This is a genomic window from Nonlabens arenilitoris (genome assembly GCF_002954765.1).
Classification (GTDB): domain Bacteria; phylum Bacteroidota; class Bacteroidia; order Flavobacteriales; family Flavobacteriaceae; genus Nonlabens; species Nonlabens arenilitoris.
Genome location: NZ_MTPW01000001.1, coordinates 2,008,161 through 2,032,980 on the forward strand (window position 1 = coordinate 2,008,161; position 24,820 = coordinate 2,032,980).

17 protein-coding genes and 1 tRNA gene are annotated in these 24,820 nt (G+C 36.0%); 9 read left to right on the forward strand and 9 right to left on the reverse strand.

From position 1 onward, the window contains the following. Positions 1–175: 175 nt before the first annotated feature. From BST92_RS08715 to BST92_RS08730, 4 genes are all read left to right on the forward strand, one after another. Positions 176–784 carry a hypothetical protein gene (locus BST92_RS08715; protein WP_105071099.1) on the forward strand — a complete coding sequence of 203 codons (609 nt, stop codon included), beginning with the start codon at positions 176–178 and terminating at the stop codon, positions 782–784. A gap of 166 nt (positions 785–950) precedes the next feature. Next, positions 951–4,025 carry a protein translocase subunit SecDF gene (gene secDF, locus BST92_RS08720; RefSeq protein WP_105071100.1) on the forward strand — a complete coding sequence of 1,025 codons (3,075 nt, stop codon included), beginning with the start codon at positions 951–953 and terminating at the stop codon, positions 4,023–4,025. 226 nt (positions 4,026–4,251) lie between these two features. Further along, complete coding sequence (locus BST92_RS08725) at positions 4,252–6,918, forward strand: T9SS type B sorting domain-containing protein (protein WP_105071101.1); 2,667 nt, start codon at positions 4,252–4,254, stop codon at positions 6,916–6,918. Positions 6,919–7,152: 234 nt separating this feature from the next. Then, positions 7,153–7,458, forward strand: coding sequence for a GIY-YIG nuclease family protein (locus BST92_RS08730; protein ID WP_170061727.1), 306 nt, complete (start codon positions 7,153–7,155; stop codon positions 7,456–7,458). Positions 7,459–7,793: 335 nt separating this feature from the next. Here BST92_RS08730 and BST92_RS08735 read toward each other — a convergent pair whose 3' ends face one another. From BST92_RS08735 to folE, 5 genes are all read right to left on the reverse strand, one after another. After that, positions 7,794–8,270, reverse strand: a complete 477-nt coding sequence (locus tag BST92_RS08735; protein WP_105071103.1) for a DUF192 domain-containing protein — start codon at positions 8,268–8,270, stop codon at positions 7,794–7,796. Then, entirely contained in the window at positions 8,263–9,222 is a 960-nt protein-coding gene (gene lgt, locus BST92_RS08740) for a prolipoprotein diacylglyceryl transferase (protein WP_105071104.1), read from the reverse strand. Before lgt ends, BST92_RS08735 begins: the two co-directional genes overlap by 8 nt. Before the next feature lie 273 nt (positions 9,223–9,495). Next, positions 9,496–9,720, reverse strand: coding sequence for a membrane protein insertion efficiency factor YidD (yidD, locus tag BST92_RS08745; RefSeq protein WP_036581885.1), 225 nt, complete (start codon positions 9,718–9,720; stop codon positions 9,496–9,498). A gap of 2 nt (positions 9,721–9,722) precedes the next feature. Further along, positions 9,723–11,207, reverse strand: a complete 1,485-nt coding sequence (cysS, locus tag BST92_RS08750) for a cysteine--tRNA ligase (protein WP_105071105.1) — start codon at positions 11,205–11,207, stop codon at positions 9,723–9,725. A 138-nt stretch (positions 11,208–11,345) separates the two neighbouring features. After that, complete coding sequence (gene folE / locus BST92_RS08755) at positions 11,346–12,017, reverse strand: GTP cyclohydrolase I FolE (protein WP_036582137.1); 672 nt, start codon at positions 12,015–12,017, stop codon at positions 11,346–11,348. 182 nt (positions 12,018–12,199) lie between these two features. Here folE and BST92_RS08760 point away from each other — a divergent pair, with 182 nt between their 5' ends. Continuing rightward, positions 12,200–16,780, forward strand: a complete 4,581-nt coding sequence (locus BST92_RS08760; RefSeq protein ID WP_105071106.1) for a T9SS type B sorting domain-containing protein — start codon at positions 12,200–12,202, stop codon at positions 16,778–16,780. Between the two features lie 124 nt (positions 16,781–16,904). Here the strand turns inward: BST92_RS08760 and BST92_RS08765 are convergent, their stop codons facing one another. Next, on the reverse strand, positions 16,905–18,425 hold the full coding sequence (locus BST92_RS08765; RefSeq protein WP_105071107.1) for an OmpP1/FadL family transporter: 1,521 nt from the start codon (positions 18,423–18,425) through the stop codon (positions 16,905–16,907). Positions 18,426–18,446: 21 nt separating this feature from the next. Then, entirely contained in the window at positions 18,447–19,466 is a 1,020-nt protein-coding gene (locus BST92_RS08770; RefSeq protein WP_105071108.1) for a hypothetical protein, read from the reverse strand. Between the two features lie 109 nt (positions 19,467–19,575). Between BST92_RS08770 and proS the strand changes: the two genes are divergently transcribed. The 3 genes from proS (at position 19,576) to rpsT (ending at position 21,501) form a co-directional block, all read left to right on the forward strand. Further along, positions 19,576–21,054, forward strand: coding sequence for a proline--tRNA ligase (gene proS / locus BST92_RS08775; protein WP_105071109.1), 1,479 nt, complete (start codon positions 19,576–19,578; stop codon positions 21,052–21,054). Positions 21,055–21,139: 85 nt separating this feature from the next. Further along, a tRNA-Glu gene (locus BST92_RS08780) sits at positions 21,140–21,211 on the forward strand. 38 nt (positions 21,212–21,249) lie between these two features. Continuing rightward, positions 21,250–21,501, forward strand: coding sequence for a 30S ribosomal protein S20 (gene rpsT / locus BST92_RS08785; RefSeq protein ID WP_036581872.1), 252 nt, complete (start codon positions 21,250–21,252; stop codon positions 21,499–21,501). Positions 21,502–21,753: 252 nt separating this feature from the next. On the opposite strand, the gene BST92_RS08790 is transcribed toward rpsT, so the two are convergent. Next, complete coding sequence (locus BST92_RS08790) at positions 21,754–22,338, reverse strand: hypothetical protein (protein WP_146105132.1); 585 nt, start codon at positions 22,336–22,338, stop codon at positions 21,754–21,756. Between the two features lie 164 nt (positions 22,339–22,502). Beyond that, positions 22,503–24,206 carry a transcription termination factor Rho gene (gene rho, locus BST92_RS08795; protein WP_105071111.1) on the reverse strand — a complete coding sequence of 568 codons (1,704 nt, stop codon included), beginning with the start codon at positions 24,204–24,206 and terminating at the stop codon, positions 22,503–22,505. Positions 24,207–24,409: 203 nt separating this feature from the next. Here rho and BST92_RS08800 point away from each other — a divergent pair, with 203 nt between their 5' ends. Further along, complete coding sequence (locus tag BST92_RS08800) at positions 24,410–24,820, forward strand: DUF4293 domain-containing protein (protein WP_105071112.1); 411 nt, start codon at positions 24,410–24,412, stop codon at positions 24,818–24,820.

A 24,820-nucleotide genomic window follows, 5' to 3' on the forward strand; every position in this document is an offset into this window, starting at 1 on the left:
TTAAAAACCGCTCTAATTATAGAGCGGTTTTTTTATTTAAAACTTTTACTGTTTATATGGTCACGCTTTCGCGAAAGCGTAGGTTAAAAAACGTCTCTAATTACCACAACGTTGATATGAAAAAGAGCTTTGAGCGCAATATTCTTGGAATGTTCTATTTTGTTATATTTGCCGCATGAGTGTGAAGTGGTACATAAGTATATTCATAGGTCTTATTTCAATTTTTGTTGTTCAGCAACAGGAATCTGTCGTACCTAATCAAGAAATTGTTTTACATTTTAACAGTAATGCCATTTCTATAGAAGACGTTCAGTGCTCTCTTAGTTTATTAAATAAACAATTATCAGACGCTGGAGTATTATCTGTTAAAACAGAGCTACAATCTAGTGGCGTTTATAAAATTAGCTACCACAGTGATCTTAGCGTTAATAGTATTAAAAAGCATATTAATGTTAAAGCCTTTACTGGTTTTATAAATAATCAATCACCTCTTTCTAACGTACCTGTCTCTGACGATGAAGTGGTCTTAAAGATGGATGTTTATGACATTCAACAAGATAAAAGTGGGTTTGCAGACACAAATAATGCACTTCTACTTGAAATTAAACAAGATTATCATCGCGGTTCTCAGGTAAGTTATCCATTTCTACCTAAAGAAGTGTGCTCTAAACTAGATGCTGTTTTTATAGATTCTATAAGGTGTTCTAAAACAGTTTTAGGCCTTACGATTGCTAGTCGTTCATATGCAGTTCCAGCTGTACGAGCTGGTCCGGTTTTATCTTAGAAAAGGACAACTTCCTTATATGTTAAGATCTTTCATTAGGGTCTATTTTCTTTAACTATTTCTAACTGTTAAAGAATACTTCTATTTATATCAAAAAAAACACATACAATCCTATGGCTCACTATATATTTGCCGGATTGAAAAATTTTATTAAAAACTAATAATTATGCAAAATAAAGGACTGATCAGAGTTTTTGCGATCGTTTTTGCACTGGTAAGTATTTACCAATTAACCTATACTTTTATTACAAATAAAGTAGAAGGAGATGCAGATGCTTATGCAAATTCAATTGTAAATTCAGAAGATCAAAATGCGGCCGCATTAAGAGATGAGGCAACAAAATCGTACTTAGATTCTATCGCATCTAAAGACGTGTGGGGTGGATATACTACTTATGCAGATGCAAAAGAACAAGAACTTCAAAAAGGACTAGATCTTAAAGGAGGAATCAATGTAATCCTTCAAATTTCTGTAAAGGATTTATTAATAGGTATGGCAGATGGATCAAAAGATCCTGATTTCCGTACGGCCTTAGAACGTGCAGATGAGCGTGTTAAAGATGGTCAGGCAGACTATTTTGATTATTTTATAGAAGAGTTTAATGCTATAGATGGTGCAAAATTAGGTTCTCCAGATATATTTTCTAATCAAGAAATGGACGGAGTAATAGATTTTAATATGTCTAATTCTGAAATTGAGCCTAAATTAAGAGTTAAGCTTAAGGAATATATGGTTAGTGCTTTTGAAGTACTAAGAAAACGTATTGATAAATTTGGTGTTACTCAACCTAATATCCAACGTTTAGGTGATTCTGGACGTATTTTAATTGAATTGCCAGGTGCAAAAGATATTAAGCGTGTAGAAGATATTTTAACCAGTACGGCTCAATTAGAATTCTGGCACGTCTATAAAGCTTCAGAGGTTTCACAATTTGTGATTGAAGCAGATACTTACTGGGCAGAAAAACTTGCTGCTAAAAATCAAGAATCTCAACCAGCTGATTCTAAGGAAGCTGACGCTGTTGCAGACGCTGCTCAAGATGCTGCAGATGAGGCTGTAGACGCAGTAGGTGATATATTAGGAAATGACGCAACGACAGATGTTGAAGGTGAAGATGCAGAGTTTAATTATGACCAAAATCCAATCTTATCTAGAATGCTTGCGCCAGGTAATGGTACAGGTCCAGTTATCGCAACTTTTAAAGCATCTGATAAGGATTTAATAGTAAGTTATTTAAATGATGCTCAAGTACGTTCTAAATTACCTGCAGAGTTGCGCAATGTTAAATTTGCATGGGGCTTACCAGTATTGAATGATGAGTTAGGATATGAAATCACTGATTTATATGCTATACGTTCTAATCGTGAAGGTGAAGCACCTTTAGGTGGAGCAGTGATTACTGATGCACGTCAAGATTTTGAATTAAGTGGTCAGGTAGTGGTAAGTATGTCAATGAATTCTGAAGGAGCAAAGATCTGGGAGGATATGACTACTGAGGCTTATCAAAATGGATCTCAAATAGCAGTAGTGTTAGATGATACGGTTTACAGTGCACCAGGAATTACTAATGGACCTATTACAGGTGGAAGCAGTCAGATTTCCGGAAACTTTACAGTTGCTGAAGCTGAGGATCTTGCAAACGTATTACGTGCTGGTAAATTACCTGCAGGAGCTGAGATTATTCAAAAAGCGGTAGTTGGACCATCATTAGGTAAAGAAGCAATAAACAGTGGTCTTTGGTCATTCGGTATTGCATTATTACTTGTATTAGTATGGATGGTGTTTTATTATGGTAGAGCTGGTCTATACGCAGACATTGCCTTAGTGGTAAACATTTTATTCATATTTGGTGCTTTAGCATCATTAAAAGCAGTATTAACATTACCTGGTATTGCAGGTATTGTATTAACAATAGGTATTTCGGTAGATGCAAACGTTCTTATTTTTGAACGTATTAGGGAAGAATTAGCAAAAGGTAAGTCTCAAGCAGACAGTATTAAAGATGGATTTAATAATGCATTAAGCTCTATTCTTGATGCAAACATTACAACCTTCCTTACGGCATTGATTCTTTTCATTTTTGGTACAGGTCCAATTCAAGGATTTGCAACAACTTTAATGATCGGTATCCTTACTTCATTATTTACGGCAATTTTCATCACTAGATTATTTATTGATGGTTATGGTAAAAATGGTAAGTCTCTTGCGTTCTCAACACCACTTACTAAAAACTGGTTCAGAAATGTGAACATTGATTTCTTAAAGAAGAGAAAAGTGGCATACATGATATCTCTTGCTTTTGTTTTGATTAGTGCTATTTCATTATTTACAAAGAGTTTGAACTTTGGTATTGACTTCTCTGGTGGTCGTACGTATACAATACGTTTTGAGCAACCAGTTAACGCTACTGAGGTGACTAAAATGTTGTCTGCCGAAGATGTTTTCGGAAGTGCAGAGGCTAAAACTTATGGTTCTGATAATCAATTGAAAATTAGTACTAAGTATGGTATTGATGGTGTCGATGCTGAGGTAACTAAAGAGATCGAAGACAAATTATTTACAAATCTTAAGCAATACATGCCAGCCGATATGGATATGGCTACGTTTGTAGATGTAAGTAAAGATGACAAGCAATATGGTATTATGTCTAACTTCCAGGTTGGGCCTACTATTGCAGATGATATCTTAACAGGATCACTATATGCTATTTTTGGATCTCTAATTGTAGTATTCCTTTATATCTTAATTCGTTTCCGTAAATGGCAATTCTCTTTAGGAGCGGTTATAGCGGTATTCCATGATGTATTAATAGTATTAGGTATATTCTCTTTAACTTATGATTTATTACCATTTAATATGGAGATTGATCAAGCCTTTATTGCGGCTATACTAACGGTAATTGGTTACTCACTGAATGATACTGTAGTTGTATTTGATAGAATTCGCGAATTTATTAACGAGAGAACAAACTGGGAATTTGCACGTACGGTAAATGCAGCAATAAGCAGTACTATCTCTAGAACATTGAATACATCGTTAACAACATTAATTGTACTTCTTGCAATTTTCACATTTGGTGGTGAATCTATACAAGGATTTATGTTAGCATTAATTATAGGTGTTTTAGTAGGTACCTATTCCTCTGTATTTATTGCAACTCCTATCATGTTTGATACAATGGAGAAATCAAATGGTAAATTACTTCCTAAAGAGCCTAAACCGGCTAAGGAAGAATTATAATACCGTTTCTCTTTAAATTTAAAACCGCTGTGATTTTTCACAGCGGTTTTTTTATACCCATTAATAGAGTTTAATTACTTTATATCCAAAACAAATAAGATTTCTTAATAATAGGTTAATAGAATTATGCATGTTATAGCGTGATGTAATACTATTTTATTATTTTGCATGGTGTTTTAGCAAGAGCAAGAACACTCTATTACTAACTGAGATTAAACTCTAACCCATGAAAAAACTATTATTATTAACCTTAAGCTTGTTGTTTACAGCCACGATAGCAGCAGCGCAAGAGTATGCTATGACTGATGGTAGCTTTGTAACCTGTAGTGGAGATTTTACTGATTCAGGTGGTCTTGCAGGTGATTATGCAAATGGAGAAGATTTTACGATTACATTTTGCTCACCTTTCCCTACAGATGACGTTCAGGCTACATTTACTCTTTGGAATGTAGGAAGTGGAGATATTCTTTTAGCTTATGATGGAGATACAGCTACCGGTTCACCAATCGGTGTATTTAATTCTGCAATAACACCGACGGTTATTACGGCATCAGCAGCTAACACTTCAGGTTGTCTAACATTTAGATTTATCTCAAATACAACGAGTACAGGACCAGGATGGCAAGCAACTATGGCTTGTATTGATAGTTGTCAAACTATTTCTAATGTAGTGACTACAGTTCCTGCTCCAGATGGTGATGGTATCTTGAGAGTTTGTCAAGGAGACACTGTTTCATTTAGTGCTACTTCAACTTACAGTGTTGACGGTACAGGTGCAACACATGAGTATAGATTAGCAGATGGTACAGTTGTTTCTGGAACGACTGCTTCAGAAACTTTCTCGGGTCCTGGTATATATGAAATTGATTATGTGACTTTTGACTCTACAGGATGTAGAGATAGGTTGTTAGTTGATGTTACTGTTTTAGTGTCTACTACTCCAGATTTTACAGGAACACTTGCTGCAGATACGTCCTTGTGCTTTGGAGAATCTACCACAATATCAGGTCAGGTAGTTACGACTCAATTTATTGCTGATGTTGCTCCACCGGTGACAGGTCAGACATTCTTACCAGACGGTAGTGGTGTAGCTTATCAAACTTGTATTGATGTTACTGGTTTTAATCCAGGGACGACTTTTCAAAGTGCTTCAGACTTAGTTGATATTTTCATCAATATGGAGCATTCCTATATGGGTGATTTAGATATAACTCTTACAGCACCCAATGGCGCTCAGGTTGAACTATTAAACTTCCCTAACAGTGGTGGAGGAATATTTTTAGGTAATGCTTTAGATGATGGTACAACAACTCCTGGTATTGGATTCGACTATGTGTTTACAGAATCTGCAGGGGCAACATTAGATGCTTCTACTCCTGGAGTAGGTGGCGGAACCTCTATGCCAGCAGGTAACTACGCACCAGAGACTCCTTTTTCTGCTTTGGTAGGTACTACTTTAAATGGTTTATGGTGTTTAGATATTGTAGATAATCTTCAAATTGATAATGGATATATATTTTATTGGGGTCTTAACTTTAATCCTGCAATCATACCTACAGCAGGTTCTTATCAGCCAGGTGAAGTAACAGAACTATGGTTGACTAATCCTGATATAACAAATACTAATGGTTCAGACATTACAGTAACACCGACTACAGCAGGACAAAATTGTTATGATTTTGAATTAACAGACAGTTTCGGTTGTACATACATAGAGACAGTTTGTATCGATGTGGCACCAGAAATTACAAGTGTTCAACCAGCAGATATTATTGTTTGTCAAAATACGGGAACCGTTACAGTAGACTTAACAACCAAAGATGATGAAATCAGAAATGGCCTAGTTGCTACAGATTATGATGTAACCTATTTCAATAGTGATGCAGATGCACAAGCAGACATGAATCCTATTGTAACGCCAGATGCTTTTGCGGTTACAGCTAGTACTACGGTTTGGGCAAGAGTATTTGATAATGTAAATTCTTGCTTTAAAACAGAACAAGTAAATGTTACTTTCCAAGAAGTGAATTATAATACTGTTGCAGATCTTGAACTTTGTGATGATTTATCTGCAGATCAAGTAGAGACATTTGACTTAACATCTCAAATTGCAGGCATATTAGGTTCACAGTCATCTGCAGACTTTAATATTGCCTTTTTCAATAGTCAGGCAGATGCAGATGCTAATACAGGAGCGATTACAACTCCTGCAGCATATGATAATGTTTCTAATCCAGAAACCATATACGTTCGTATTTCAAACGCTCAAGATCAAGATTGTTACCAGACAGGACAATTTAATATAGAAGTATTAAGCGCTCCGGCGATAGGAGCCGTGTCTGACGTGTCTGATTGTGCTACTAATCCTATCACAAATCAATTAGATCTAGTACTTGCAGACTATGACGCAGCAGTATTAAATGGACTGAGCGCAGCAGCCTACACTATTACTTACTACAACAGTGAGGCAAATGCACAAAGTGGAGCAAGTGCATTAAGCTCGCCTTATGCATCAACAGATCAAGAAACGATCTATGCACGTATAACAGATAACGCTACAGGATGTTTTGACTACACCTCTTTCAACATTACTGTTGAAGTATGTGAAGTAGTGATACCAGAAGGATTCTCACCTAATAATGATGGAATCAACGACACGTTCTCTATTCCTAATTTACAGCAATATCCTAATTTTGAATTAACTGTATTCAATAGAAACGGTAGTACTGTTTATGAAACTAAAGCTTCTAATTATGAAGAGTTTGCTGGAGTGCCTAATAAAGGAGCATTAGCAGGTGACGGACTTCTTCCTGTAGGAACCTATTTCTATGTAATTAAGTACAACGATGCAGAAACAGAAGATGTAGCTAGTTGGGTTTATATCAACTATTAATAATGTAGTAATACGCTTTCGCGAAAGCGTATTACAGACATCTGAATTTTTAAAAAGAGCCTTTCATTTGAGAGGCTCTTTTTTTATACTGTCATTCTGAACTCGTTTCAGAATCTACTAATGATGGAAAACAAAGAAATATTTTAAACGATTATCAAGCGTCGCTGTAATATGAGATGCTGAAATAAATTCAGCATGACAGGTGTTATGTCTTTTTTAGTAAATTTAAAGTTTATGCCAAAAAGAGCTCACCATAATTATACTGTTTATATCTTAACCAATAAAAAATTAGGAGTACTATATACAGGCATGACTGGAGGATTAGATGATAGATTATTGAGGCATCGTTTAGGGGAAGGATCAAAATTTACTAAAAAATACAACGCTAGTAAGTTGGTCTATTTTGAAGAATTTCAATATGTTAATGATGCTATTACCCGTGAAAAACAAATTAAAAACTGGCATCGACAGTGGAAAATAAATCTTATTGAAAAGGATAATCCTAATTGGGATGATTTTTCTGAAAATTGGGTATTATAATATTAAAATTAGATCTGTCATTCTGAACTCGTTTCAGAATTTGTTGGTTACAGAAATCAAATAAATCTTTTAAACGACGATCAGAGGACGTTGTAAAATGAGATGCTGAATCAAGTTCAGCATGACATGATTAATTCTTTTCTCCACGTCGCGCACGTTTGCAACGCGTTCGTTATAACGTAGCATTTGTAATGCGCTAAATACTAATCGCAACAGAATTTGCTGGCTATAGAAAACAAAGGAATATTTTATACGATAATCAATCGTCTTTGTAAAAAGAGATGCTGAAATAAATTCAGCATGACAGAATATTTCTTAGAATGACGTGATTATTTCTATTCCCAAACAAAAACATCACCTACATCCAGTCCCCATTTTTCTGCAAGGCCAGCTTTTATTTCTAAGGCATATTGTGCAGGTCCAGCACTAGGTAACAGTGTTTCGTCCATAGGTTTTGCGTTCTCAACAAAGCTTACAATTGTACCATCTGCTTTAAGATAGATAATGTCAAGAGCGATTTGCGTATTCTTCATGTAAAAAGAAAGTTCTTGTTCTTCTTTAAAAACAAATAACATCGCTTGATCATTATTCATGCTGGTGCGGTACATCAATCCTGTTTGAATATCATAATCCGTATCGGCAATTTCAACCTCTAGAGTTTGTATAGTATCTCGAGTAGCTTTTTTGATCAAGTAACCTGTAGCTTCTTTGGAGAAAGAGATTTCGTCAGTACTTAAGGAAGTAGATTTTTCATCGCGACAACCTGTAAGTGCTATAGCAGCAATAAGAATAGTAAAGATGGAATTACGCATGGGCTTTAGGTTCTGGGTTTTTGAATAGCCCTTTAGGACTAAACATTAAAAAGAGTCCGATCAGTATAAACGGAATACTCAATAATTGTCCTGTATTGAAATGCATGCCTATTAAGGTAAAGCTATCAGTCTCGGTCTGAGGTTCTTTGATAAACTCAATAAAGAAACGCACCGTAAATAGTAAGACAAAAAATAATCCTAATAAGTAACCTAATTTATGACGTTTCTCAGTTTTCCAATAAACCAGAAATAAAATCACAAATACACCGACATAACATATGGCTTCATACAACTGTGCAGGATGTTTAAAAGGTATAGACTCTAGAACTTCCGTAAATTGCGGATTATTTACAACTGTATCAATTGCTTTATCCGTATCGGTATAGCCCGTTTTTTGTAAAGCGGCAGCCACATGTGGATCTGATGTATCTCTTACAAATTTAAATCCAGCCCAGAAATCTCCACTTTCCTTTCCGTTAATCTCACTATTGAATAGGTTTCCTAATCGTACAAAAGTTCCTCCTATTGCGGTAGGGATTACAATACGGTCCAATACCCAAAACATATGTTTTTTTAAATGTTTTCTACTGTAAAAAAACATGGCTATGATGATTCCTAATGCTGCACCATGGCTAGCCATACCAGCAAATCCAGTCCATTCAAATGGATCTAAAGAAAAAGGTAGTAAAACGTGTAATGGGTCATTAAAAAGTACTTTTGTCTCATAAAAAAGATAATGCCCGATACGCGCACCAGCAAGGCAACCTATAACGGTATACATAAACAATGGATCTAACTTATCCATTCCTACACCATCACGTTTAAAAATTGGTTTAATGATATACCAGCCCAGTACAAAGGCAATGACATAAGATAAACTGTAAAAATGAATGGTAAAAAATCCTAGATCAATCCCTTCTAATGGGTTCCAGATAACTTTTAATGAATACATATGCTTTTATTGAGTGGCTAAATTAAGGATTTTAGTCGTGAGGTTTTAGTTTTTGAGTAGTGAGTTTGTCTAGCAGTAAGAATGAAAATGTGAGCTAAGATATTTTCGGATTTTAAAATTGTTATATAATATGATAATTATAAAAGTAAAATCCATGTCAGGTTTAGCGACATTCGAGACCTAGATATATTTCTATTTTATGGTATAATAACTTGTTGGTGAGTAAAAAGAAAATCTGTAGCTTTTAAACTTAAACTTAAACTTAATCTTAAATCAGGGAACCGGATCATAACCACTGCCGCCCCATGGATGACAGCTCAGTATTCTTTTAAGGGCTAGCCAGCCACCTTTAAAAGCACCATGTTTTTTTAAGGCACCGACAGCATAATGAGAGCAAGTAGGCGAGTACCGGCAACTCGCTGGTGTGAAAGGAGATATCGCAACTTGATAAAACCTTACAATCCACAATAACGGATATGCCAGTATCGAATACTTCATTTTTATTTTACAGTATAAGTAGTGCCATCTGCACCATCTTTTAATTGAATACCTGCAGCAACTAATTGGTCTCTAATCTGGTCACTAGTGGCCCAATCTTTATTAGCCCTTGCTTGTGTTCTTAAATCTATAATTAATTGCATCGCTCCATCCAGGTGTTTAGAGTCTGTAGAGCCCGTTTTTGAACTGGTTTCTAGACCCAACACATCATAGAAAAAGGCATTAAATGTTTCCTTAATCAATTCTATGTCAGCAGCTGTAGCCGTTTGTTTACCTTCTTTAACCGCATGAATCATTTTGGCACCTTCAAAAAGCTCGGCAATAAGAATAGGCGAATTAAAATCATCATTCATGGCTGCATAACAACGCTCTACCCATGCAGGCACGTCTATGCTACCTTCTTTACTTGACGTTAGGTCAGCGATGGTTTTAATGGCTTCACTTAGTCTATTGAAACCTTTTTCTGCAGCTAGGATCGCATCGTTACTAAAGTCTAATACACTTCTATAATGCGCTTGCATCATAAAGAAACGTACGACACTAGGTGAAAATGCCTTTTCCATAAAGTCATTATCACCAGTAAAGAGCTCTTCTGGTAAAATAGAATTACCAGTAGATTTAGACATCTTTTTACCGTTAAGTGTTAACATATTAGCATGCAGCCAGTAGTTAACTGGACTGTGACCATGCGCTGCCTCACCTTGTGCAATCTCACACTCGTGATGTGGGAATTTTAAATCCATTCCGCCACCATGTATGTCAAAAGTCTCTCCTAGATATTTTGAACTCATTACAGTACACTCTAGATGCCATCCTGGAAAACCGTCGCCCCATGGACTAGGCCATCGCATGATGTGTGCTGGACTTGCTTTTTTCCACAATGCAAAATCCTGTGGATTATCTTTTTCACTCTGCGCATCTAGCGCTCGAGTATTAGCAATCATATCTTCTAACTTACGGCCACTTAATTTACCATATTCATGGTCTTCATTAAATTTAAGAACATTGAAATAGATGGATCCATTACGTTCATAAGCATATCCGTTATCAATAATTGTTTTGATAATTTCTATTTGTTCAACGATATGACCAGTTGCTGTAGGTTCAATATTAGGCGGTAGATTGTTGAATTTATTTAAAACGTTATGAAAATCTAGCGTGTATTGCTGTACGATTTCCATAGGTTCTAGTTTTTCTACACGAGCCTTTTTTGATATTTTATCTTCACCTTCATCAGCATCATCAGTTAGGTGACCAGCATCAGTAATATTACGTACATAACGTACTTTATAACCTAGATGCTGTAAATAACGATAAATCATGTCAAAAGAAATGAACGTACGACAGTTTCCTAAATGTACATTGCTATATACTGTAGGACCGCAGACATACATACCTACTAGACCTTCGTTTATAGATTTAAAAATTTCTTTTTCTCCCGTAAGAGAGTTGTACAATTGGAGCTTTTGATCTTGATATCGCACCATGATTTATATATTATTTGAAGTAGTTGTAGGTAGTTTGGTCTTTAAAAATACGCTTTCGCGAAAGCACATAAAGAAAAGATGAATGCCTAATTCATCATATTAGGTAAAACTATCTACAGACTTGTGATTCTATACTAATTAAAATTTTGTTTCCATTTTAATGTAATCGAGAAATTCTCGACGTACAATAGGATCTTTAAACGCACCGCCAAATTCACCGGTCACCGTACTGCTTTCTATATCGCGTATACCACGACTATTAACACATAGGTGTTTTGCATCGATAACGCAGGCTACATCTTCTGTATTCATGACTTGTTGCAGTTCACGTACAATCTGTATGTTTAATCGTTCTTGAACCTGTGGACGTTTTGCATAATAATCTACTATACGGTTCATTTTAGAAAGTCCAACGACAGATCCGTTTGAGATATAAGCGACGTGTGCTCTACCTACAATAGGAAGTAAGTGGTGCTCACATGTTGAGTAAAGAACAATGTTCTTTTCTACCAGCATCTCGCCGTATTTATACTTGTTGTCAAAGGTTGATGCACTAGGTTTTGCATCTGGACGTAAACCGCCAAAAATTTCTTTTACAAACATTTTTGCAACACGATTGGGTGTGCCCTTTAAACTATCATCTGTCATGTCCATTCCTAGCGTTTCAAGGATGTTGTGGACATCTTTTTTGATGAGTTCTATTTTTTCTGCATCGCTTTTTTCAAAAGCGTCAGGTCGTAAAGGTGTTTGTTCATTTGATGATAAATGATCGTGATCATCTACATTATTAATTAAGTCTTCTATTTTCATGTGCACATTTGCTCTAAAAGGAGCCATAAATATTAAAAAGCAAAGGTATGGAATACGGATGTAATACGAGTGTTTTAAGGGATTTAGACTAAAGAAAAGTGATGTAGCGTTAAGATGATGTTAAGGATTTTCTGCATATTTGTAGAAGCAGATGAAAAAGTGAAAAAAGCAAATTTAAAACGATGAAACATTTATTAACAATTGCGATAATCTTTATAGGGTTATTTGCCACTGGTCAAGGAATTATTAATATGCCCGATAATAACGGCGTTCCTACTAGGTTTGTAACCTGTAGTGGTTCCTTTAATGATGATGGTCAAAATGGAGATTATAGTAATAACATGAATGGTTATGCCGTTTTTTGTCCAGGTATACAGACCGATAGGATGCAGCTTAACTTTATCCAAATGATTATCCAAACCGGAGATGTGTTAACTATCTATGATGGTGATTCTACCGCGGCGCCGCAGTTAGGGACTTTTACTAATACGACCACAGCGCCAGGAATGTTTCAGGCTAGTGCAGGAAACCCAACGGGTTGTTTAACCGTGACCTTTACTTCTAATGGTAGTGGAACTGGTGCAGGATGGAGAGCTGGGATAAGCTGTTTTGATCCTTGTCAAGCTATAAGTACCACAATCTTAACAACACCGGTACCGGATGCAGATGGTATTGTACGTATTTGTCAAGGTGATACTGTAAACTTTGATGGATCTGCAACCTTTAGTGTCGACGGAACTGGTGCTACCTATGAATGGGATCTAGGAAATGGTGGAGGATTAAATCCTGGAGCTATTCAAAGTGAAACTTATACCACTTCTGGTATTTATTTAATAGATTTTGTTGTTACTGACGCAACGGGTTGTTCTGATCGAGAATCTAGAGATGTTGTCGTTCACGTATCTACAGATCCGGATTTTACAGGAACTGCAGCGGTAGATAATACTATCTGTTATGGAGAATCCACTGATATTAATGGTAATGTAACGCCTATAGAATTTGCAATAACGCCATCACCACCCATTACTGGTAGAACATTTTTACCAGATGATAATGGGACGACTAGTTATCAAACTTGTGTTAGTGTTGATTTGTTCCCGCCAGGAGCGACGATGACTAACGCATCTGATCTAGTAGATATCTTCTTAAATATGGAGCACTCCTATCTTGGTGATTTAGATATATCAGTTACAGCACCTAACGGAGCAACTGTTTCTTTACATACCTATGGAAGTGGTGGTGGAAATACTTTCTTAGGAGTACCTATCGATGTTGATACTGATTTAAATCCAGGTACCGGATTTGATTATGTTTTTACAGAAAGTGCAACGCAAACTTGGGCGCAAGCTCAGGCTGGTGTAACTACTTTGCCAGCAGGTGATTATTTGCCAGTTGATCCTTATAGTACTTTTGTAGGTACGCCGCTTAATGGACAATGGTGTATTAATATTACAGATAATTTGTCGTCTGATAATGGTTATATATTTTATTGGGGACTTAATTTTAATCCGGCAATTATCCCAGCAGATTTATCATTTACACCTAACGCGACTAGTGAGCAATGGTTACCTGATCCGTCTATTACAAATACGGTAGGTAATACGATAACAGTAACTCCTACCGCCGAAGGTGTGAATTGTTATACCTATGAGTTTATAGATAACTTCGGTTGTACTTATACAGAGGTTGTTTGTATAACAGTACTTCCAGAAATAACTAATGGTGTTCCATCTGGATTTGTAATTTGTGATCCTACAGGAACAGCCGCTACGGTAGATTTAACGACTCGTGATGTAGAGATATTAAACGGTCTCGCAGCAACGGATTTTCCTATTACTTATCATTTGACACAATCAGATGCAGAAAATGGAGTAGGAGCGATAACAACACCTACAGCATTTACAAACTCTTCAAATCCACAAACGATTTATGCAGCAATAACAGATAGCACAACTATGTGTGTAGTTGTTGAATCATTTGATATCTCTGTAGGCAGTGCTACTTATAATACAGTTCCAGATATTGACTTATGTGATGATCCTAGTAGTAATGGGTTTGAGGCATTTGATTTAACATCACAAGAGGCTGGTATCTTGGGTAGTCAATCTGCTATGGATTTTACAGTTACCTATCATACTAGTCAGTTAGATGCTGATGCTGGTATGAATGCTATTCCTAATCCTGCTAATTATATAAACGTACAGACACCAGCAGAAACGATTTATGTACGTGTCGAAAGTGCCACGGACGCCACATGTAATGATACAGGAAGCTTTGATATCACAGTTTCACCTACACCAGTCGCAAATGTTCCTATGGATATGATTGCTTGTGATGATGTGTCTAATGATGGGATAGCAACCTTTATTCTTTCATCTAGAAGTAGTATGGTATTGGGAGCGCAAAACCCAGCAGATTTTAATATTTCATATCACAGTACTCAAGCTGATGCAGATTCAAATACAGCAGCTTTGACTAGTAGTGGATATATGAATGCTGGTACGGGACCTGAAACGATTTATGTGCGTATAGAGAGCATACTTAACGATGCATGCTATAACACAACTTCATTTTTAATTAGAGTAGATCCTCAAGCTGTATTTAATACAGCTCAAACTATCACTTTGTGCGATGATGTTTCTAATGATGGGTTTGAAATCTTTGATATTACCAGTAATGAAGCAGATATTTTAGGAACTCAAAATCCAGCAGATTTCACAATTTCCTATCATAATACTCAGATGGATGCAGATATGAATACGGCGTCCATTCCTAATCCAGGAAGTTATACTAATATTTCAACACCTGTTGAAACGATTTATGTTAGAATTTCTCCTAATGGAAACGTGAATTGTTATGCAACGGGTACCTTTGACATTGAAGTGAGTCCTACGGCTGTTGCAAATCCTCTTACTGATATGACATTGTGTGATGATTCTTCAAATGATGGTACTGAAGTATTCGACTTATCTACACAAACAGCAACGGTATTAGGAACACAATTACCTGCTGATGTTGAGGTGACTTATCATGCATCACAAGCAGATGCTGATGCGGACACAGGTTCTTTAGCCTTAAGCTATGGAAATACTTCAAGTCCACAAACGATTTATGTTCGAGCAGAAAATGTTAATAATACTGATTGTTATACAACGACAAGTTTTGATTTAATTTTGAATCCTGCGCCTATAATTGCAGTTGCTGCAGATTTACAATTATGTGATGATCCTAGTGGTGATGGTGTAGAGAATTTTGATTTAACGGTTAATGAAACTGCAATTCTTAATGGTCTAGCGCCAGCAGATTTTATCTTTACCTATCATACTAGTCAAGCAAATGCTGATGCTGATGCACCATCAATTGCTACTGCTTATGATAATACAGTCTCACCAGAAACTATTTATGTACGAGTAGAAAACATTAATACAGGATGTTATAACACAACTAACTTTAATTTAATAGTAGAAGCTATTCCTTCTATAGCGACAGTTTCTAATTTAGAAGAGTGTGATGAAGATGGAGATACGGTAGCGATATTTTCTTTAAGAGATCGTGAGTCTGAAATTATAAATGGCCAGACAGGTGTCACGGTGTTGTATTATGCTTCTAATGCAGATGCTTTAAATAATAACAATGCTTTAGATGAGAATTCTTACTCTAATACAGCAAACCCTCAAACCATAAGTTATAGACTTACTAATGCCTCTGGCTGTTATGCGATAGGTGATTTTATCATAGACGCTGTTGCTGCGCCAGTGGTTGTAATGCCAATGGATGTTAATAATTGTGATGATGGTACTGGAAATGCTATCGCAGATTTAGCGCCAGTTACTATCCAAGTTATAGGTGCTCAAACAGGAGTTACTGTGAGTTATCATGAGTCACAAGCCGATGCTGACACTGATTTAAATGCAGTAGCTTCCACTTATGCTTACAGTTCAGATACCACTTTATTCATAAGAGTAGAAGACGATAATACGGATTGTGTAAGTTTTACCACTGTAAATTTAATTATCGATCCTTTACCACAGCCTAACTTGTTATCTCAATACGTTTTGTGTATTGATAATAATGGAGTTTTATTAAATGGTCCAGAGGTTCTAGATACGGGATTGAATAATACAGACTACACCTATGAATGGTATTTAGACGGAACGATTATAACAGGTTCTAGTAGTGCATCACACGATGCAATTGAACCTGGTGATTATGAAGTAGTCGTTACTAACATTGCAACTGGTTGTGATAATTCAACAACGACTAATGTGAGGCAATCAGGTATTCCTATAGCGTATAGTGTCGACATATCAACAGATACCTATGCAGTAGATCATCAGATAATCGCTACAGCTACAGGACCAGATGAATACTGGTTTAGACTTGATGATGGGCCATATGTAAACAATGGAGTGTTTAATAACGTATCACCAGGATTACACAATGTAACGATAGCTGAACGTTCTGGTTGTGGTGAATTAATCGTTGAGGTGTTTGTATTTGGTTATCCAGACTACTTTACGCCTAATAATGATGGTTATCATGATACTTGGAATATCATCGGTGCAGATCGACTACCCGTCACAACGCTATATATCTTTGATAGATATGGTAAATTGTTAAAACAACTAGATACCTTAGGGCCTGGATGGGACGGGAATTATAACGGGCAGCCATTACCTAGCTCAGATTATTGGTTTAAGATAGAGTATGTGCAAGATGGAAGAAAAGGTGAGGCAAATGGTCACTTTGCATTGAAGCGATAAGGAAAATAGTATTACGCTTTCGCGAAAGCGTAACTCGCATAGCAACGGAATGCTTTACATTTTATATTAAAAAAAGCCTTTGAGGATATCCTCAAAGGCTTTTTAATTTATTAATAAGAATCGCTTAAAAATTGAATCCAATCGTGGCGATGATGTTGTTTTGAACATTGTTAATTGCTGCGCTAGAAGTTAAGCCAGATTCAAATAATTGCTGGCTATAGTCTCTTTCAGCACGATCGTAAGAGATGTCTAGCGTAGTTTGTCCCCATGTGTATCCTAAACCCAAGCTATATCCGGTAAGATCATCCATGATATCTTTGTTTTTATAAGGAGACTGTTCATTGCGATAACCTGCTCTTAATGACCAATTGCTAACTCGGTATTCTCCACCTATACGCAATGTTCCAGCGTTAGTTAATTCTTCAGTAATTTGTTGATTGTTTTCTGCAAAAAGAGGATCACTAGAAGGCTTAAATTTTAAATTAGAATAATTTTTAGAGCTGTAGTCTAAACTTATTAATCCTTTTTTACCAAAAATGTAAGCAAAACTTCCACTTATACTTCCTGGTGTTCTTAAATCATAAGGGGCAAAAACATTTACCACATTAGGGTCGATGATTTCTGTTATAGTACCACCACTACCATCAGCACGTCTTGCAGATACAGATTGTGTGATTGACTCTTCAACATCGTACCAAGTAGGTGATTCATAAGCTGCTCCTACTCTTATAGCGTCTGTTAACTTTGCTATAGCTCCTACTTGAAGAGAAATACCAGAGGCCTGAACATCTAGATAATTATTGAATCTTACAGCATCTACTAATGCTCCATTATTATTCTGTTCTGAAAATGATGTAGAACGCTGATAATCTATGTAGTGAGTATTAATGTTAAGACCTAAACTTAATTTATTTTTTATCACTAACGCTCCATTAAAAGATAGTTTACTCTGATATCCCGAGGAATTTTGTGATAATTGTTGTTCAAACGTACCACTACCAGTATTAGAGATATAAGCAGTATTGAATTCATCGTTATTATCAACGGCATCAATAACAAATGATTGATATCCCAAAAAGCCCTGTTGAGTGCCAAATCCTTGGTCTTCACCTAAAAATCGATAAAGACCAGACACGGTTTCGTCGGGTCTCAATTGAAAGTTGTCTAGCTCAACACCATTCGCAAAACTCAAGAAATATTCCGATATAGAAATATTATTTGATCCTGCTATAAATAAGTTATTGTCATAATTGCGAGTGTCATCATAATTAAGTCCAAAAGAGAATTTAGTAACAGCTGCGTTCTCGTTTTGATTTTTATAAACTAGAACTGCGCCGGCTTGATTTAAAGTAAAGTCGTTGTCATTATCTTCTGCAAAAGTACTATTGAAACTGCTCTCTGTCTGGTTGCCCGTGTATCCTAAAGAAACGCTTGCGTAATGATTAGTAAATATGACAGATCCTGCTGGATTGCTCCCTATAGCTGTAAGGTCTCCTCCTAGAGCGCCAAAGGCTCCGCTCATGCTACGGTATCGAGCAGTTCCATATGAGCCTTGTTGACCATATAATAATCCATCTGCTATAGTTTGTCCATAACTGCTTACTGCGCCTAAAAGGCAAGCGCATAATATTATTGATTTTTTCATAATAAAATAATGAGTTTAAAACTATCCTCTACGGCCGCTAGATCTTGTTCCGCTTGAAGATCTTCCGGAAGAACTGCTAGATGATCGTGTAGAGCTTGAGGAGCTTCTAGAGCTAGAACTAGAACGACCCATTGTAGTTGTTCTAGAAGAACGACTAGAGGAGTTGTTTCTTGCGGTTGTATTTCTTGATCTAGTTGAACTGCGTCTAGAGACACCTGTACTATTTCTACTAGTGCTACGAGAGTTAGTTGCCGTAGTTGATCGTCCTCGACTAACGCCGTTAGTGCCTCTACCTACATTGCGTCTCGTTGTATTTCTATTGTTTACAGAAGTAGTTCCTCTTGAATATCTAGATGAATTTCCAACCGCATTTCTACTGTAGTAATTTCTATTTCCATTTACAAATGCGTAATTGTTTCTATTGTAGTAATTTCCCCAGCGATTTCCCCAAGCGAAACCATTATTGTAACCCCAATAATTCCATCCGAATCCGCCGCCCCATCCAAAGCCTTGATTCCAGCCCCAGTTGTTCCAACCATATCCACCATACCATGGGTTTCCCCATCCAAAGCCTTGATTCCAGCCCCAATTGTTCCAACGGTATCCACCATACCATGGGTTTCCCCATCCGAATCCTCTATTCCAACCCCAATTGTTCAAGCCGTTATCGTAATAATTAATTACGACAGAATTTGGGTTTTCTCCAAAACCACTTTCTCCACCGCCATAATTTGAAGTGTAATCTGGATTAGATTGATTATAACTTTGAGATGAGTAATTGTCAACATCAGTAAATACACTGTCCTGACCAAAATTTCCGCCGTATTGTTGCGCTTTTTCAGCAAATAAATTTTTATAGTAAGAGCCACTATTCTCTTCGTAACTTACTTCCTCAACTAATTCTTCTTCATTACTATCGCCATAAATCCCATCATTATAAGAGACCGCATCAAATGATCCACATGAGGTTAAGGTAATCATCAATGCTAGTAGTGCATATATGCTTGGTGAATTTGGAATTTTTAAAGTAGATGTTCTCATAGCGTAATAATTTATGATGATAGTATAAAAATAAGTAGTTTTGAGGGCTAAATAAACCTTTTAACAAAACTTAATAATATTCATCAAGTTTTGTGCCAAAATAATATACATGGGAAAGAACTTAACCAGTAGAAGTGAAGACTATTCAAAATGGTATAATGAGCTAGTTGTCAAAGCCGATCTAGCGGAAAACAGTGCGGTTAGAGGATGTATGGTTATCAAGCCATATGGTTATGCTATATGGGAGAAGATGCAGGCAGAATTAGATCGAATGTTTAAGGAGACAGGTCATCAAAATGCTTATTTTCCACTTTTCGTTCCTAAAAGTCTTTTTGAGGCTGAAGAGAAAAATGCTGAAGGCTTTGCTAAGGAATGCGCCGTTGTTACTCATTATCGATTACAGAATGATCCAGATAATCCTGGAAAGTTAAGGGTAGATCCTGAAGCTAAACTTGAAGAGGAATTAGTTGTTAGGCCTACTAGTGAGGCAATAATTTGGAATACCTATAAAGGTTGGATTCAGTCCTATAGAGATTTACCATTATTAATTAATCAATGGGCAAATGTCGTTAGATGGGAGATGCGTACTAGATTATTCTTGCGTACAGCTGAGTTTTTATGGCAAGAAGGTCATACAGCTCATTCAACTAAAAAAGAGGCAATAGCTGAGGCAGAACAAATGAATGATATCTATGCCGAATTTGCTCAAAATTTTATGGCTATACCTGTGGTTAAAGGACTAAAGACGGAAAGTGAACGTTTTGCGGGTGCAGATGAAACGTATTGTATTGAAGCTTTAATGCAAGATGGGAAAGCGCTACAAGCAGGGACTTCACATTTCTTAGGACAGAATTTTGCTAAGGCTTTTGATGTGAAATTCACATCAAAAGAAGGAAAACAAGAGTATGTGTGGGCAACGTCATGGGGTGTTTCTACTCGTCTAATGGGTGCTTTAATAATGACTCATAGTGATGATAAAGGTTTAGTACTACCACCAAACCTAGCGCCTAATCAGGTGGTGATTGTGCCTATTTTTAAAACAGAGGATCAATTTGATGAAATTACTAACGTGGTTACTCCATTAATGAAAACTTTACGATCAAAAGGTGTAACTGTTAAATATGACAAAAGAGATACGTTAAGGCCAGGTGCTAAATTTGCTCAACACGAGTTACAAGGTGTGCCATTAAGAATTGCTATAGGAGCTAGGGATCTTGAGAATGGTACAGTTGAATTAGCTAGACGAGATACATTAACTAAAGAGATAGCTACCTTAGAAGGGATAGAAGATAAAGTGGTGGCTTTATTAAAAGAAATACAGTCATCATTATATGATAGAGCATTGGAATATAAAAACACTCATACAACAAAAGTAGACACGTTTGAGGAGTTCAAAAATGTACTTGAAACAAAAGGTGGATTTGTTTCTGCGCATTGGGATGGTACAATTGAGACAGAAGATAAAATAAAAGAGATTACTAAAGCTACAATTAGATGTGTGCCTTTAGATTCTGAAAATGAGGAAGGTAAGTGTGTTTTTACGGGAAATATATCTTTAAAAAGAGTGTTATTTGCTAAGGCTTATTAATTTTTTTAAAAAAAGTTGCCTCTGATGTTTGTGTGATTGAAAAAAGTGTTTATTTTTGCATCCGCTAAACGAGCAAAACATTAATGGCCCGTTCGTCTATCGGCTAGGACGCATGGTTTTCATCCATGTAAGAGGGGTTCGATTCCCCTACGGGCTACAACAAATTAGGTTTTAATAAACCACATTTAAAAGTATATGGCAAATCATAAAAGTGCTTTAAAGAGAATTAGAAGAAACGAAGTGGCTCGACTTAGAAATAAGTATCAGCACAAAACAACTCGTAATGCAATTAAAAAATTACGTGAGACTGAGGATAAGTCTGAAGCTCAAAAACTTTATGTAGAAGTTACTTCTATGGTTGATAAACTTGCAAAGCGCAATATCATTCATGATAATAAGGCTTCTAATATTAAGTCTAAGCTTGCAAAGTTTGTTAATGCTCTATAGTATTTAATTCTTTAAGAAATTTAAAGCCTTTCATTCATGAAAGGCTTTTTTTATGTTTAGTATTTTAAAAGGATAATAGAGTTGTGAATATTTGTCTTTTATAATATGATCTTTGTATTTGAGAGATGAAGAGCATAGTTGGTTTTGAATTTCTATCACCATATAGTTAAAGATCATTACACTGTTTAAATAAAATAAAGGCCTTTCTTGATAGAAAGACCTTTATTATGAAATAGCTAAGTTGATTAGTAATTAATTGTTCCCTGAGTTTTTTTTGCGCTCATCCATTAATTGTCTACTTAATTGTTGCTCTTTTTCTAATGATCTGCGTTTATAACTTTCCAATTCTTCTTCAGCAAGCTTTAAATTCGTCTGAGAGACACTGGTGATTTCATTACTGCTGCGATATTTAAAAATAAAAATTAGCAGCGCTAGTAATAGTATTCCAATTATAGACCATAAAATTAAATTGTAAGTGACTTTGTCTAGCATAATACCGAATAGGGAAATAGAATTCTTTTCTTGATCTATTTCTTTTAAAGCGGTATTTTTCAGAGCAATTTGCTCTTCTAGAGTAACTGTGTTTTTGTCTTTAAGGATAATCTGTTGTTCTAAAATATCTATTGAGTCTTTAAGTCCATCAATACGAGCAACAGTTTCTTTTTTCAATTCTTGAAGCTTGCTTTGCTTTATTACCTTAAAATCTTGATAACGATTTGCTTCATCAATTGTTTGTTCAAATTTGGCTTTGATGGTGCTGTCCTGCACAGGTTGGTTTTCTTGCGAAAAGGCGTTGACACACAGTAGCGAGCTGAGTATAAGTAATTTATGTTTCAAAGTTTGAGTTTTTAGGGTAAAATGCCTTTAAAAATAGTGATAATTTATTTTTAATATCTATTTGTTAACTCAAATTGATGGTGCTTTTTGTGGTCCATTGTAGTAAGAGCAAAAAAAAGAGCTTATAATGAAATAAGCTCTTTTAGAATTAATTAGTTAAATTCTTAACTATTCATCGTTGCAATGAATTCTTCGTTATTACGAGTTTGTTTCATTCTTTGAGATATAAACTCCATAGCCTCTACTGCATTCATATCTGCTAGATACTTTCTCAATATCCACATGTGTTTAATAGCTTGTTCGTCTAATAACAGGTCGTCACGCCTTGTAGATGAAGATGTTAAGTCAATCGCTGGGAAGATACGTCTGTTGGAAATATTACGATCTAACTGTAATTCCATATTACCAGTTCCTTTAAATTCTTCAAAGATTACCTCATCCATTTTAGATCCAGTTTCAGTAAGTGCGGTAGCAATAATGGTTAAGGATCCACCGCCTTCAATATTACGTGCTGCACCAAAGAAACGTTTAGGCTTATGTAACGCATTTGCATCCACACCACCTGATAGTACTTTACCACTAGCTGGTTGTACAGTGTTATAAGCTCTTGCAAGACGGGTAATAGAATCCAGTAAAATAACTACGTCATGTCCACACTCTACCATGCGCTTTGCTTTTTCCAAGACGATATTGGCCACTTTAACATGGTCATGTGCTTCTTTATCAAAAGTCGATGCAATTACTTCACCGTCTACATTACGTTGCATATCGGTTACTTCCTCTGGACGTTCATCAATTAATAAAACAAGTTGATATACTTCTGGGTTATTTGCAGCAATGGCATTAGCGATGTCTTTTAATAACATCGTTTTTCCTGTTTTAGGTTGTGCTACAATCATTCCACGTTGACCTTTACCGATAGGGGCAAAAAGATCCATTATGCGAGTAGAGAGTGAGGATTGACGATCTGCAATATTAAATTTCTCATCTGGAAATAAAGGAGTCAAATGTTCAAAAGAAACTCTATCTCTAACTACACTAGGATCTAGTCCGTTAATCTTGATGATTTTGATAAGAGGAAAATATTTTTCTCCTTCTTTAGGTGGTCGCACCATTCCTAGTACCGTATCACCGGTTTTAAGTCCGAAAAGGCGCACCTGTGACTGCGAGACATAAATATCATCTGGTGATGCTAGGTAATTATAATCGCTGCTGCGCAAGAACCCATACCCATCTGGCATCATGTCTAGACATCCTTCACTTTCAATGATTCCATCAAACTCAAAGTCGGGATCGCGATAGCGATTACGGGTGTCTTTATTCCCTTTAGGTACGTTGTTTTGGTTATTGTTGCGCTGATTTTTATTACGGTTATTGCGATCATTTCTATCGTTACGATCATTATTTTGATCATTACGTTTATCGTTTTTATCGCTTTGTGCGTTTTTAATCTTTTTGTCATTTGAGCGGTCTGATTTCTCGTTACGATTATCATTCTGCTTTGTACGTGGTGTTCTAGGCTCTTTTTTAGGGGCTACCTCTTTTTTCTCTGAATCTTCTTTTTTAGAAGTTGTAGCGGTTTCTTTTACTTCTTCTTTCTTAGCAGCCGCTTTTCTAGGTCTAGGGTTAGGCTTGCGTTGTTGTTTAGGAGCTTCTTTTTTCTCTGATGTAGGTGCTTTGTCTGATGCAGTAGGTGTTGTCACTACATCTAGTTTTTTTACTACATCTGGATTTGCGGCTTGCAGATCTAGAATTTTGTATACTAGGTCTAATTTTCTGAGCTGCTTGTATTTAGGTACGTTAAGTCCTTTAGCTATTTCCTGTAATTCAGGTAGCTTTTTTGATTTTAAATCAGCGATTTGAAACATAAATTATAATGTGTGAGATATATCATTCTATAGATAAACCGAAAGAATAAGAAATTATTTAGGGGTTAGTTAACCTAGTAAGAGATGGTTAACTGTTCGGTATTACAATAATACATATAAATATTAATATGAGCTATGCTTTTTTAAGGATATATATTATTTTTGGCATCAGTTAAGTAAAGTGAATAGCCTACTTTAAATTTATGATTCAACGTATTCAAACTATATATTTATTAATTGCCGCAGCTATTTCTGGTGGTCTTATATTTATAGTAAGTTTATGGATAGATGGAGAAGGTAATGAAGTAGTGGCAATGGATGAGTCCAGTTATTTTGGTGCTTTTGTTGCTAGTGCATTATTATCATTAGTAGCTATTTTTATTTATAATAACAGAAAGTTACAAACGGTAATCAACCGTCTTAATATTTTATTGAACCTTATTTTGCTAGGAGTTTTCGTTTATCGATCGCTAACTATGTCTGGAGAAACGGCGGTTTCTGAGAAAGGCATTGGGATGCTTTTACCTATCATATCTATCGTTTTTTTAGTTCTGGCTAACAGAGCTATTCGTAGGGATGAGCAACTCGTAAAATCTGCAGATCGTTTTCGTTAA

Bases quoted from the DNA above. Each gene is read 5' to 3' on its own strand.
- BST92_RS08715 (WP_105071099.1), top strand. From the start codon at position 176: ATGAGTGTGAAGTGGTACATAAGTATATTCATAGGTCTTATTTCAATT.
- secDF (WP_105071100.1), top strand. From the start codon at position 951: ATGCAAAATAAAGGACTGATCAGAGTTTTTGCGATCGTTTTTGCACTG.
- BST92_RS08725 (WP_105071101.1), top strand. From the start codon at position 4,252: ATGAAAAAACTATTATTATTAACCTTAAGCTTGTTGTTTACAGCCACG.
- BST92_RS08730 (WP_170061727.1), top strand. From the start codon at position 7,153: ATGCCAAAAAGAGCTCACCATAATTATACTGTTTATATCTTAACCAAT.
- BST92_RS08735 (WP_105071103.1), bottom strand. From the start codon at position 8,270: ATGCGTAATTCCATCTTTACTATTCTTATTGCTGCTATAGCACTTACA.
- lgt (WP_105071104.1), bottom strand. From the start codon at position 9,222: ATGTATTCATTAAAAGTTATCTGGAACCCATTAGAAGGGATTGATCTA.
- yidD (WP_036581885.1), bottom strand. From the start codon at position 9,720: ATGAAGTATTCGATACTGGCATATCCGTTATTGTGGATTGTAAGGTTT.
- cysS (WP_105071105.1), bottom strand. From the start codon at position 11,207: ATGGTGCGATATCAAGATCAAAAGCTCCAATTGTACAACTCTCTTACG.
- folE (WP_036582137.1), bottom strand. From the start codon at position 12,017: ATGAAAATAGAAGACTTAATTAATAATGTAGATGATCACGATCATTTA.
- BST92_RS08760 (WP_105071106.1), top strand. From the start codon at position 12,200: ATGAAACATTTATTAACAATTGCGATAATCTTTATAGGGTTATTTGCC.
- BST92_RS08765 (WP_105071107.1), bottom strand. From the start codon at position 18,425: ATGAAAAAATCAATAATATTATGCGCTTGCCTTTTAGGCGCAGTAAGC.
- BST92_RS08770 (WP_105071108.1), bottom strand. From the start codon at position 19,466: ATGAGAACATCTACTTTAAAAATTCCAAATTCACCAAGCATATATGCA.
- proS (WP_105071109.1), top strand. From the start codon at position 19,576: ATGGGAAAGAACTTAACCAGTAGAAGTGAAGACTATTCAAAATGGTAT.
- rpsT (WP_036581872.1), top strand. From the start codon at position 21,250: ATGGCAAATCATAAAAGTGCTTTAAAGAGAATTAGAAGAAACGAAGTG.
- rho (WP_105071111.1), bottom strand. From the start codon at position 24,206: ATGTTTCAAATCGCTGATTTAAAATCAAAAAAGCTACCTGAATTACAG.
- BST92_RS08800 (WP_105071112.1), top strand. From the start codon at position 24,410: ATGATTCAACGTATTCAAACTATATATTTATTAATTGCCGCAGCTATT.